Raw genomic sequence first — 11,607 nt, 5'->3', positions numbered from 1 at the left:
TCTGTTCGTCAGGCCAGTGCTTTGCTTTCGGCTGCCTTCGGATTCCACCTCGCGGCGGACACCCTTGCCGTTCAGCTAATCGTTCCCCTTGCCGGGCCGATAGTGGACTTTCACCACCAAGTCGTCCGATCACCGCCACAGTGACCGGAACAGCTCCGAAGAGCTACGTGCCATGCCGGGCACACATTGTTAAGGGCAGTAGCCCTTAACGCGCCAGCAGGCGCAACCCCAACTGTGATACACGCCCACGACTCTTTGAGGATCACCCTTGGGCAATTATTTCCCTCCGGTTCTTTTCCCTCCCCTCACCCGCTACACTCTGCCGTTCCTGTTGCTTCGATGGACCCGGACCGATGCCCCAACCCTCCGCCGTCGGCGGCGCAATCCTCTGGATGAGCGGCGCCCTGCTATCGTTTATCGCCATGGCGTTGAGCGGCCGCGAACTGTCCGCCGAGCTGACCACCTGGCAGATCCTGCTGCTGCGATCGCTGGTCGGCCTGCTGCTGATCAGCGCACTGATCGGCCGGCGTGACTGGTCGCTGCTGAAAACCGGCCGGCCCGGCCTGCAACTGGTGCGCAACCTGTCCCACTATATCGGCCAGTGGGGCTGGTTTTACGGCATCGCGCTGATCCCGTTGGCTGAGGTGTTCGCCATCGAGTTCACGGTGCCGATCTGGACCGCCTTCCTGGCGCCGCTGCTGCTGGGCGAGCGGCTGACTCCGGTGCGTCTGCTGACGGTAATGATCGGCTTCGCCGGCATCCTGATCGTGCTGCGCCCCGGCATCGAGGTGGTCTCGCCGGCGGCGCTGGCGGTACTGGTCGGCGCAATCGGCTTTGCCGGCGCCTACGTACTGACCAAGAAGCTGACCGCAAGCGAGCCGCCGCTGACCATCCTGTTCTACATGTGCCTGCTGCAACTGCCGATGGGGCTGATCCCCAGCCTGTTCGACTGGCAACCGCTGGCCTGGCACCAGCTGCCGTGGATCCTGCTGGTCGGTGTCACCGCAATGAGCGCCCACTACTGCATCGCCCGGGCGATGCAGCTGGCCGATGCCACGCTGGTGATTCCGCTCGATTTCCTGCGGCTGCCGCTGATCGCGCTGATCGGCTTTCTGCTGTACGGCGAACCGATCGACGGCTGGGTGCTGCTCGGCGCGCTGGTGATGGTCGCCGGCAATGGCCTCAACGTGGTCAGCGAACAGCGCAAACAGGCGCGACTGTTGGCCGAGGCGGTTGATTAATGGCATTCCAGCTGCGCGACTATCAGCGGGCGACCGCCGACGCCACCCTGAACCAAATCCGCAACAGCAACGGGGTGGTGAACTGATGGCGTTCCAGCTGCGCGACTACCAGCGCGAGGCGGTCGACGCCACCCTGAATCAGGTCCGCAACAGCAACGGGGTGGTGAACTGATGGCGTTCCAGCTGCGCGACTACCAGCGCGAGGCGGTCGACGCCACCCTGAATCAGGTCCGCAACAGCAACGGGGTGGCGGACTGATGGCGTTCCAGCTGCGCGACTACCAGCGCGAGGCGGTCGACGCCACGCTGCGCCATTTCCGCAAAACCGACCAAGCCGCGGTGATCGTACTGCCGACCGGCGCCGGCAAGAGTCTGGTGATCGCCGAGCTGGCCCGGCTGGCGCGACGGCGTATCCTGGTACTGGCCCACGTCAAGGAGCTGGTCGAGCAGAACCACGCCAAGTACCAGGCCTATGGCCTGCAGGCCGGCATCTTCGCCGCCGGCCTGAAGCAGAAGAACAACCGTCATCAGGTCACCTTCGCCAGCGTGCAGTCGGTGGCACCGAACCTGGACCAGTTCCAGGGCGAATACTCGCTGCTGATCATCGACGAGTGCCACCGGGTTAGCGACCAGGAAGACAGCCAGTACCAGCAGATCATCAACCGGCTGAAGCAGCAGAACCCGGGGCTGAAAGTGCTGGGGCTGACCGCCACCCCCTACCGGCTCGGCAGCGGCTGGATCTACCGCTACCACTACCGCGGCTACAGCCACAGCGACGAACCGCGGCCGTTCGAGCAGTGCATCTACGAGCTGCCGCTGCGCTACATGATCAAGCGCAACTACCTGACCCCGCCGACACTGGTCGACGCGGCGGTGGCCCAGTACGATTTCTCCACGCTGCAGGCCAACGCCAATGGCGAATACCCGGCGCCGGCGGTCAACCAGCTGCTGATCAAGCATAAACGGGTCACCCGGGCGATCTGCGAGCAGGTCGAACAGCTGGCCGCCGAGCGCCAGGGGGTGATGCTGTTCGCCGCCACCGTCGAGCACGCCCGGGAGATTGCCTGCTACCTGCCGGCCGACCAGTGCGCGCTGATCACCGGCGAAACCGACAACGCCGAGCGGGACCGGCTGATCCAGCAGTTCAAGGAACGCCGGCTGAAATACCTGGTCAACGTGGCAGTGCTGACCACCGGCTTCGACGCGCCCCATGTCGACCTGATCGCGATCCTGCGGCCGACCCAGTCGGTCAGCCTCTACCAGCAGATCATCGGCCGCGGCCTGCGGCTGTCCGACGGCAAGCAGGACTGCCTGGTGATCGACTACGCCGGCAACGGCTTCGATCTCTACCAGCCGGAGGTGGGCGCCCCCAAGCCCAACCCCGACTCAGAGCCGGTGCAGGTGTTCTGCCCGCAGTGCGAGTTCCCCAATATCTTCTGGGGCAAGACCGACGGCCAGGGCACGGTGATCGAACACTACGGCCGGCGCTGCCAGGGGTTCAGTGAACAGCCGGACGGCGGCAAACTGCGCTGCGACTACCGCTTTCGCTTCAAGGAGTGCCCGCACTGCGGCGGTGAGAACGATATCGCCGCCCGCCGCTGCGGCCAGTGCGACCAGCCGCTGGTCGATCCGGACGACCAGCTAAAGGCCGCGCTGCAGTTGAAGGACGCGCTGGTGATCCGCTGCGCCGGGCTCAGCTTCAGCCGGTACAACGAGCGGCTGCGAATCACCTACCACGACGAACAGGGCGAGGAGCTGCACGAGAGCTTCGACCTGCGCCACAACGGCCAGCGGCAGGTGTTCAACCGTGAGTTCGGCCGCCGCTTCGCCGGCGGCGGTCAGCCGCGCACCTTCAACTCGGTCGACGAGGTACTGGCCGCCGAGCACGGCTTCACCGCGCCCGATTTCGTGGTGGCGCGCAAACCGGGCAAGGCCGGCAAGGAGGGCAAGAACCATCGCCACTGGCGGATTCAGGAAAGGATCTTCGATTACCAGGGCCGCTACCGCAAAGCCAATGAGCTAAGTTAATGGCCGCTGCTACAAGGACCGCTCGCCGTAGATACCATCTCTCGTTTTCGGCCACACCAGCCTTTTAGAGCCCTTGTGGCTGGAGCTCCTGCTGGTTCTTCACCACGCCAATGTAGGGCCGGACCCGGCCGGGTAGGCCTGACCGGCCAAACGCCGGCAGGCGTTTTCAATCGCCTGCGGCGGTGGCGCCCCGGGTGACGCCCTACAGGGCTCGTACTTTTTCAACGACAAATTAAAGCAACCAGAGCGTGGCCAGACCCAAAAAGACGAAAAAGCCCACCGCATCGGTGGCGGTGGTCAGCACCACTCCGCCGGCCAGTGCCGGGTCGATACCCAGCTGTTTCAGCAGCGCCGGCAGCAGGCTGCCGACCAGCGCGCCGGTCAGGGTGACGATCAGCAGCGCGATGCCGAACACCGCCGCCAGCGATCCGTCGCCGAACCAAAAGATCGCAATCAACGCCACCACCAGTGCCCAGAGCAGGCCGTTGAGACTTGCAATCGCCAGTTCGTGGCGCACCAACCGCCAGATGTTGTTGCGGCCGACCTGGTCCAGCGCTAGACCGCGGGTAACCAGCGTCAGCGTCTGGCTGCCGGCGACGCCGCCCATACTGGCCACCACCGGCATCAGCACCGCCAGCGCCACCACCTTCTCGATCGACGCCTCGAACAGGCCGATCACCCAGGCGGCGATAAAGGCGGTGACCAGGTTGATACCCAGCCACAGCGCCCGTCGGTAGGAACTGCTGATCAGCGGCGCGAACAGGTCGGGGTGCTGCTCCAGGCCGGCCCGACCGAGGATTTCACGGTTGGCCTCGTCGCGCAGCACGTCGATCACATCGTCCACGGTGATCCGTCCGAGCAGGTAACCGCGCTCGTCGACCACCGGCGCCGATAGCAGATCCTCATCCTCGAACCGGCGCGCCACCTCTGCAGCCGGGGTCAGCGGCGTAATCGCCTGCACCCCCTCCACCATCACCTCGGCGACGCTGGTGTCGGCATCATGGGAGACCAGCTGGCTCAATGGCAGCGTGCCCAGATAGCGGTTGTTACGGTCCACCACCATCAGGCTGTCGAGGTGCTCCGGTAGTTCACCCTCACGGCGGCGAATTCGGCGCAGGAAGCGCAACACCGCCTTCAGCGTGACATCGGCCCGCACCGCGGTGGCATCCACGTCCATCAAGCCGCCGGCACTGTCGTCCGGGTACTGGCTGACCTGCCGGTAGCGCTGGCGACGTTGGCTATCCATCGCCTGCACCATCGCGTTGACCACCGAGATCGGCAGGTCCTCGTTCAGGTCGGCCAGCTCATCCATCTGCATCGCCGACAGGCTGACGATCAGTTCCGCTTCGTCGGTCTCGCCGATCAACGCACGACGGATATCACCGTGCAACGCCAGCAGCACCTCCCCTGTCAACGACACCGTGATCTGTCGCCAAAGTGGTATCCGCGCCTCGCCCGGCAACGCCTCGATAATCCGGGCAAGCTCGGCGGCGGAGAGCGGCGCGATCAGCGTCTGCAGGTCCGCCTCAGCATCCCGTTCCAGCTGATCGGTGATCAGCCCGATCAGTTCAACCATCTTCGTGGGCATCGGTAGATCCTGGTTCAGGCCGCGCGGTGTAGTAGACGGATCACAGGGTATCCGTTGCAGAACACGTCGACCGTTAGACAGATGAAAAGACCGCGTCGGCCGCTGAAACGGCCGGCGCGGCGAAATGCTACGCCTGGAAACAGCGTAGCAGGAAGAGTTTACTGGCCGGTAACCTGGCGCTCGTGCCGCAGGCCCAGGTAGAGCGACAGGCACATCAGAATCAGTACCAGGGTAAACGGCAGGCCGGTGGTGATGGCGCCGGCCTGCAGTGCGCTAAGCGCTTCGGCGCCGCCGCCGAACAGTAGTACGCCGGCGATCAGCCCCTCCAATGAGGCCCAGAACACCCGCTGAGGTACCGGTGCATCCAGCTTGCCGCCGGCGGTGATGCTATCGATCACCAACGAGCCGGAGTCGGACGAGGTGACGAAGAACACCAGCACCAGCACGATGCCGATAAAGGAGGTGATCTCGTGCAGCGGCAGGTTTTCCAACATCTGGAACATCGCCAGCGACACTTCGCCGATTCCACCGCTCAGCTCGCCAATACCGTTCTGCACCTGCTCCAGCGCGCTACCGCCGAAGGCGGCCATCCAGACCATGGTCACCAGTGTCGGCACCAGCAGCACCGCAATGACGAACTCGCGCACCGTACGGCCACGGGAGATACGGGCGATGAACATGCCGACGAACGGCGACCAGGAGACCCACCAGGCCCAGTAGAACACCGTCCAGCCATGGAAGAACTTCTCGTCCTCGCGACCGATCCAGTTGCTCAGCGGCACGATGTTTTCGACGTAACTGGTCAGGGTGGTGCCGAAACCGGCGGCGATCGCCAGGGTCGGGCCGACCAGGATCACGAACAGCAGCAGCAACAGTGCCAGCGCCATGTTGATATTGCTGAGCAGCTTGACGCCGCCGTCCAGGCCGCGCACCACCGAGATGATGGCGACGAAGGTCACGCCGACGATGATGCCGATCTGGGTACTGATGGTGTCTTCGACGCCGAACAGGAATGCCAGGCCGCTGGCGGCCTGCTTGGCGCCCAGGCCGAGCGAGGTGGCCAGGCCGAAGATGGTCGCCAGCACCGCCAGCACATCGATGAAGTGGCCGATCGGCCCCCAGCAGCGCTCGCCCAGCAGCGGGTAGAAGGTGGAGCGGATAGTCAGCGGCATCCCCTTGTTATAGGCGAAGAACGCCAGCGACAGGCCAACCACGCCGTAGATCGCCCAGGGGTGCAGCCCCCAGTGGAACATGGTGCCGCCCATCGCTGCGGCAGCGCCCATCTCGGTGCGCGCCTCGGCATTCAGCGGCGTACCCCACCAGTCGGTGTAGTAAGCCACCGGTTCGGCGACACTCCAGAACATCAGGCCGATCCCCATGCCGGCGGCAAACAGCATGGCGAACCAGGAGTTCAGCGAGAAATCGGGCTTGGCGTCTTCACCGCCCAGCCGGATCCGGCCGACCGGCAGCACGATCAGGGCCAGGCAGAACAGCACGAACAGGTTGCCGCCGGCCATGAACAGCCAGTCGAAGTTGTTGATCGCCCAGCCTTTGCTGGCCTCCAGCAGGCTCTTGGCATCCGCCGGGAACATCAGCGTGCCGACCACGAACGCCACGGTCAAAAAGGCACTGATAAAAAATACCGGGTTGTGCACCTCCATCCCGAGCATCTGCACATTGTCCTGGCCCGCCTGGTAATCGGTGTCATAGGCGGTGTCGATCTGATCAGCCTCTGTCACTGAGTCTGTTGCTTGAGTCATGCATTTCCTCTTTCAATCAACGATATTCGTCATGCGTCGTTCGGTGATCCCCTTTCGAGAGAGGGATCGAGAAACTCTGTATTCGTTTCTTTGGTTACTTCGGTTGTCACCAGCCAGTTGCTGTCGCTGTGCTCAACAGGCCATCTTGTGTGATAAGCCTTTAGGGTCAGCTCGGTGTCACACACAAAAAAAAAACCGCTAACCAAGCCCGTTCAGCTGTTGGCACAGCTCGCAGTCGTTGTAGCTGCGGCGGTTGAAGACCCGGTCAAGGCCCGGTTCGGGATCAACCGGCGGCGGCTGGACATGGCCGGAAAGGTCAATGATTTTTAGTCGGCGGTGGCCCAACGCAACCGCGCTGCGGACCAGAAGCCCCCTCGCTATCCGGACCTGAGGGAGCTACATCGCGGGCCACCTTTTTCAGCCGATAGCCTTTCGAACTCGTAGCTTCCGAAAATGGATCCCGGCAAACCCGCACAATAATCATCCTGCGTTTTATAGGTCTTTTCTCCATGGACCTGCCGGAAATAACCTCCTTTTCACGGCCAACTCATCAAAACTTTGCGCCATATTATTACATCTCTAATATTTAGAACTCAAATTAATATCAGATGACAGCCCGTTACAGGAAAGAGATCGGCAATCCGAAGCAGAATCAGCAGTCCGCTGTGGACGGCCTCAATAAGCGAAAATCAACAGCCGTACAGGTGACACCTGTAACGACTGGCGGACTAGCTGTCAGCGCGTGTCAGCAGCCGCAGCCAGCTGTAACCCAGCAGACCGGCAATCAGCGAACCGACCAGAATGGCGGCTTTGGCCACCACCAGCTGATCGGGCTCGGTGGCGAAACCGAGATTGGCGATAAAGATCGACATGCTGAAGCCGACCCCGCCGAGTAACCCCACCCCGGCGATATGGCCGAGTCGCATACCGGTAGGCAAGCGGCCCAGGCGGAACCGCAGCACCAGCCAGCAGAAGCCGGTGATGCCGACAAATTTCCCCACCACCAGCCCCAGCGTAATCCCCAGCGCAAGCGGTTGGTGCAGCGCCGCCAGGATCTCCGCCGGTTCAATCGCTATACCGGCATTGGCCAGCGCAAAGGTCGGCAGCACGAACAGTGCGGTAGGCCGCTCCAGCATCAGCTCCCAGCGCCTCAACGGGGTGGTGGCCTTCATGGCCGAGTCCTGAACCCGCTCGGCCAGCTCATGCTGCGCCTTATCGGACAGAATACTGCTTGAGCCCCCCTTTCTAGCCTGCCGGTATTCAAATTCGGTCGCCAACCGTCGCACCTGGCTGACGAACCAGGCCGGACCACGCTTGGGCCGGGCCGGTACCGTCATCGCCACCAATATTCCGGCCAGCGTGGCATGCAGGCCAGAGTGCTGTAGCGTCAGCCAGACCATACCACCGACCAGCCAGTAGCAGAGTGGACTTCGTACGCCCAGCAGATTGAATAGAATCAGAATGGTGAAAAAGAACAGCGTATAACCCAGGTAGGGCAACGACAGGTCATCGCTGTAAAACAGCGCGATGACCAGGATCGCGCCTATATCGTCGATGATCGCCAAGGCGATCAGGAAGGTCGACAGGGCCGGCGGTATACGTCCGCGCACCAGGTAGAGTACGCCAACCGCAAAGGCGGTATCGGTCGCCATCGGTATACCCCAGCCCCTGATCGTGTCACTGCCCGCATTGAACAGCAGGAAGATCGCCGCCGGCAGCAGCATACCGCCGAAAGCACTGGCGATCACCGGCAGCGAACGGCGTGGATCCTGCAGTTCACCGGCCAGGATCTCGCGCTTGATCTCCAGCCCGATAGCGAAAAAGAAGATCGCCATCAACGCGTCGTTGATCCAGTGATGAACCGTTTTCTGCAAGGTCCAGCCACCGATAAAGCCGCCAACCGGCGTCTCGAGTACCGTGTGGTAGAGATGCGCCGCCGGCGAGTTTGCCAGCAGCAGCGCCAGCAGAACACAGCCCCCCAAAATGAGGCTGCCCACCGTCTGGTCGGCGATGAACAACTGCAACGGGCTGACCGCCTTCTCGAATCGCCTCTCCAGCGAATCACCGACCCGGCCGTCCCGCATGGGTTCCTTATCCTGGCCTGTCATGCATCACCGTCACCTGGGCTGTTAGCAGCGGAGCAGTCCGAAGAGTTTCGAGTCAAATTTTCTTCTTGATCGACTCAAGCCGCTGTTTCAATACTTCGCTGCTCTGCATCTGGCGAGTCACAGTCTGATCGCCTTCCGTTAGTTGCTTGAAATGATCCAGCGCCTCGTTGAGTTGCCGCACGGTCTCCCTGATCTGGCTGTACACGGCGCCATCCAGCCGATCGACTGTGGCCAGCGCCTGGCGGGCTTCAATCAACACCCCCGGCAAGGCTTCAAGTACCGCCACCTCGACCGGCTTGTCGGCCAGCGCCGCCTGCAGCCGTGCCCGCTCCTGCAGCCACTGCTCCAGCTGTGCGATCTCCTGCGGCCCCAGCTCGGCAGCCACATGAGGCGCCACCCGGTCCACGTTGGCATCGAACGACACCACCACCGCTTCCACCGGCTTGCCGGTATGGGGGTCGGTGGAAATCCTGACACAGTTAACCTTGTCTCCCTCCGTTACAAACTTCATAACAACCTCTTTGTCTTGCCCGGCCCGGTTTGAGTACACTGCGACAGTTCACAGCCCGAACCACAGCGCGAACCGGGTCGCTGGTTTGCCCTTTAAACCATAGCAGGGACAGCTAAACGCTGAAGAAAATCCCGCTTGCCCTGTCGATTAACCGCCCAACTCGACCTTGAAACCAGCCGCTACACCCTTGGTAGCGATCGCCACCGCATTATGGGCGTGCAGGCTCTCCTGATGTTCCACCTTCAGCCAGAAATCCTCGACCGGGACCATGCTATCGAGCGTGCGCTTGATCCGCCGGGCGGCATCCTCGCAGAACATCAGGTTGTGGCCGTTCAGGCGGGCGAACTCCTGTTCGTCCTCGCGTTTGACGGCCGTCTGGACCGGCGTCTGCAAGCAGGCCTCCACCCGCTCGATCAACGCCTGCAACGGAAAGGCTTGCTGCGGCGCCAGCCGTATCCGCAGGTGGGCGTAAGAACGCTGGCTGTGCGGGGTGGCGAACGAGCCCTGCTCGCTCAGCAACCAGCGGCTCAGCTGCGCCTTGTCGATGCTATCGCCGTCACCGAACTCCCGCTGCATCGCCTGATCCAGCAGTTGGCGCGACAGCGAGGCGGAACAGGGGCAGGTGCTGGAGTACGGGATGCTCAGTTTCAGCTCGAGCTGCGTCCGGCCCTGCTGCAGCCGGGCCAGCAACTCAACCGGATAGGCCTTCCAGCCCTGATGATCGCTCTTCAGCGCCGGCCGGCGCAGGTAGAGATCGAACCGTAGCGCCAAGCAGGCGCTGTCGCTGATCTCCCGGTGGGTGGCCAACTTGTCGGCCAGGAAGTCGCTCAACGAGCGGGGCGTCAGCAGCTGCTGCTCGGCGAACGCTTCCAGCAGCAGGTAGAGCCGCGACATGTGGATCCCCTTGACGTCCGGCCGGCAGATATTGACGTAGGCCTGCGCCCGACCCTGACAGGCGATCTCGCCCCGGTCCGCGTCCAGCAGTCGGAACGGCAGCGCAATCTCCGACATCCCGACCCAATCCAGCGTGGTGCGGATATGCGCCGCATCACTGGTCGCCACATCGGGCAACCGCTGTTCATGAATGGTCAAACTGTTCATTTAATTATCCAATTGATTCGATCTCTCCGGTACGTCCCGATCCGGCCGGCAGATCCTCATTGACCCGGACCAGCTGTTCATCGGGGCGTACGCTGAAATAGAAGCAGTTGCTGCGCCCGGTATGGCAGGCCGGCCCGATCTGGTCCACAAGGCAGAGCAAGCTGTCGCCGTCGCAGTCGACCCGCATCTCCAGCAGCAGCTGGCTATGCCCGCTGCTCTCCCCCTTGCGCCAGAAGCAGCGACGCGAACGCGACCAGTAGGTCATGCGGCCGCTTGCCAGGGTCCGGTCGATCGCCTCGGCGTTCATCCAGGCCATCATCAACACCTGTCCGCTGTCATATTGTTGGGCGATCACCGGAATCAGCCCGGCGTCGTTGAAGTTCAGCTGGTCAAGAAACGACTGCAGCACGAACTCGCTACCTGCCGGGCAGGTCTCTGCTGCCCGAAAAAACTCAGTTGCCATGATCTGTCCGTCGCCCCAGCGGCCGGCACCGGTAAGTACCGGCCACCGCTGTCGTTAAGAAGTTAATGCGGAAAACAAAATGATATAATATAACATTTCATAAAAACAGAACTGCCGCTATCCGCCGCCAGGCAAGCGGCTGCCACCCCACCCTGCATGAGGAGAGAGATCAATGCCGCAACCCGCAGCCATGGCCCAGCTAATTCCACAGGTCCAGCAGGCGGACAACGTGGAAGTACTGACCCGGATCTACCGGCCGGATTGCAACCTGGCGGTTTGGCAGCGTTCGTCGTCCGAGCGGATCCACTGCTATGTGCGCCATCTGGCCGACATCAACAGCCAGCTGAACCTGCGCACCCTGCTGGGCTTGGGGGATGTCGCCGCCGAACTGAGCGCACGGCTGCCTCAGCACCCGGACCGCCAGCCGCTGATCGACGATATCCACCAGCTGGTCGATATGTTCAGCTGCCTGTTCGAGCTACCCAGGGTCGGTTTGCGGCTCGCCCTGCTGCGCCAGGCAATGTGTCCGAAGTTTCATGTCGATAGGGTGCCCTGCCGGCTGGTAACCACCTACTGCGGTCCGGCCAGCCAATGGCTGACCGAGCCGACCGGCGACTCGCCGAGAATACCGCCACAGCAACCCGAGCAATGGCAGCAACTGGCCGCTGGCGATGTCGCACTGCTGAAAGGCGATGGCTGGTATGGCAATGACGGCCGCGGTATCGTCCACCGTTCGCCGGCGGTGCTCGCCGGTCAGTGTCGGCTGTTCCTGTCGCTGGATTTTGCCAACTAGCAGCTGATTGAAGTG

At 62.6% G+C, this 11,607-nt stretch carries 10 protein-coding genes; 4 read left to right on the top strand and 6 right to left on the bottom strand.

The window, feature by feature from the left end:
* The first annotated feature begins 353 nt into the window (after window positions 1-353).
* The 3 genes from K6T12_RS12120 (at window position 354) to K6T12_RS12110 (ending at window position 3,268) form a co-directional block, all read left to right on the top strand.
* On the top strand, window positions 354-1,241 hold the full coding sequence (locus K6T12_RS12120) for a DMT family transporter (RefSeq protein ID WP_222222837.1): 888 nt from the start codon (window positions 354-356) through the stop codon (window positions 1,239-1,241).
* Window positions 1,234-1,413 (top strand): hypothetical protein, encoded by a 180-nt coding sequence (locus tag K6T12_RS12115; RefSeq protein WP_222222835.1) that lies wholly within the window; start codon window positions 1,234-1,236, stop codon window positions 1,411-1,413. The genes K6T12_RS12120 and K6T12_RS12115 overlap by 8 nt, the downstream gene beginning before the upstream one ends.
* An 85-nt stretch (window positions 1,414-1,498) precedes the next feature.
* The gene (locus K6T12_RS12110; RefSeq protein ID WP_222222833.1) at window positions 1,499-3,268 is read left to right on the top strand and encodes a DEAD/DEAH box helicase; all 1,770 of its coding nucleotides are present in this window, start codon (window positions 1,499-1,501) and stop codon (window positions 3,266-3,268) included.
* A 232-nt stretch (window positions 3,269-3,500) separates the two neighbouring features.
* On the opposite strand, the gene mgtE is transcribed toward K6T12_RS12110, so the two are convergent.
* The 6 genes from mgtE to hisI all read right to left on the bottom strand — a co-directional run bounded on the left by mgtE (window position 3,501) and on the right by hisI (window position 10,799).
* Entirely contained in the window at window positions 3,501-4,856 is a 1,356-nt protein-coding gene (gene mgtE, locus K6T12_RS12105; protein ID WP_222222831.1) for a magnesium transporter, read from the bottom strand.
* 158 nt (window positions 4,857-5,014) lie between these two features.
* Complete coding sequence (locus tag K6T12_RS12100) at window positions 5,015-6,616, bottom strand: BCCT family transporter (RefSeq protein WP_222222829.1); 1,602 nt, start codon at window positions 6,614-6,616, stop codon at window positions 5,015-5,017.
* Between the two features lie 728 nt (window positions 6,617-7,344).
* Window positions 7,345-8,724, bottom strand: coding sequence for a Na+/H+ antiporter NhaA (gene nhaA / locus K6T12_RS12095; protein WP_222222827.1), 1,380 nt, complete (start codon window positions 8,722-8,724; stop codon window positions 7,345-7,347).
* A gap of 52 nt (window positions 8,725-8,776) precedes the next feature.
* Complete coding sequence (locus K6T12_RS12090) at window positions 8,777-9,235, bottom strand: hypothetical protein (RefSeq protein WP_222222825.1); 459 nt, start codon at window positions 9,233-9,235, stop codon at window positions 8,777-8,779.
* A gap of 147 nt (window positions 9,236-9,382) precedes the next feature.
* Window positions 9,383-10,336, bottom strand: coding sequence for a GTP cyclohydrolase FolE2 (gene folE2 / locus K6T12_RS12085; RefSeq protein WP_222222823.1), 954 nt, complete (start codon window positions 10,334-10,336; stop codon window positions 9,383-9,385).
* Between the two features lie 4 nt (window positions 10,337-10,340).
* On the bottom strand, window positions 10,341-10,799 hold the full coding sequence (hisI, locus tag K6T12_RS12080; protein WP_222222821.1) for a phosphoribosyl-AMP cyclohydrolase: 459 nt from the start codon (window positions 10,797-10,799) through the stop codon (window positions 10,341-10,343).
* Window positions 10,800-10,971: 172 nt separating this feature from the next.
* Between hisI and K6T12_RS12075 the strand changes: the two genes are divergently transcribed.
* The gene (locus K6T12_RS12075) at window positions 10,972-11,592 is read left to right on the top strand and encodes a DUF1826 domain-containing protein (protein ID WP_222222819.1); all 621 of its coding nucleotides are present in this window, start codon (window positions 10,972-10,974) and stop codon (window positions 11,590-11,592) included.
* Window positions 11,593-11,607 lie beyond the last annotated feature (15 nt).

The organism is Marinobacterium arenosum (assembly GCF_019795155.1).
GTDB lineage: Bacteria > Pseudomonadota > Gammaproteobacteria > Pseudomonadales > Balneatricaceae > Marinobacterium_C > Marinobacterium_C arenosum.
This window is presented reverse-complemented; position numbering and strand designations above follow the sequence as displayed.

Excerpts from the sequence above, each read along its gene's own strand:
- K6T12_RS12120 (WP_222222837.1), top strand. The coding sequence starts at position 354 with ATGCCCCAACCCTCCGCCGTCGGCGGCGCAATCCTCTGGATGAGCGGC.
- K6T12_RS12110 (WP_222222833.1), top strand. The coding sequence starts at position 1,499 with ATGGCGTTCCAGCTGCGCGACTACCAGCGCGAGGCGGTCGACGCCACG.
- mgtE (WP_222222831.1), bottom strand. The coding sequence starts at position 4,856 with ATGCCCACGAAGATGGTTGAACTGATCGGGCTGATCACCGATCAGCTG.
- K6T12_RS12100 (WP_222222829.1), bottom strand. The coding sequence starts at position 6,616 with ATGACTCAAGCAACAGACTCAGTGACAGAGGCTGATCAGATCGACACC.
- nhaA (WP_222222827.1), bottom strand. The coding sequence starts at position 8,724 with ATGACAGGCCAGGATAAGGAACCCATGCGGGACGGCCGGGTCGGTGAT.
- K6T12_RS12090 (WP_222222825.1), bottom strand. The coding sequence starts at position 9,235 with ATGAAGTTTGTAACGGAGGGAGACAAGGTTAACTGTGTCAGGATTTCC.
- folE2 (WP_222222823.1), bottom strand. The coding sequence starts at position 10,336 with ATGAACAGTTTGACCATTCATGAACAGCGGTTGCCCGATGTGGCGACC.
- hisI (WP_222222821.1), bottom strand. The coding sequence starts at position 10,799 with ATGGCAACTGAGTTTTTTCGGGCAGCAGAGACCTGCCCGGCAGGTAGC.
- K6T12_RS12075 (WP_222222819.1), top strand. The coding sequence starts at position 10,972 with ATGCCGCAACCCGCAGCCATGGCCCAGCTAATTCCACAGGTCCAGCAG.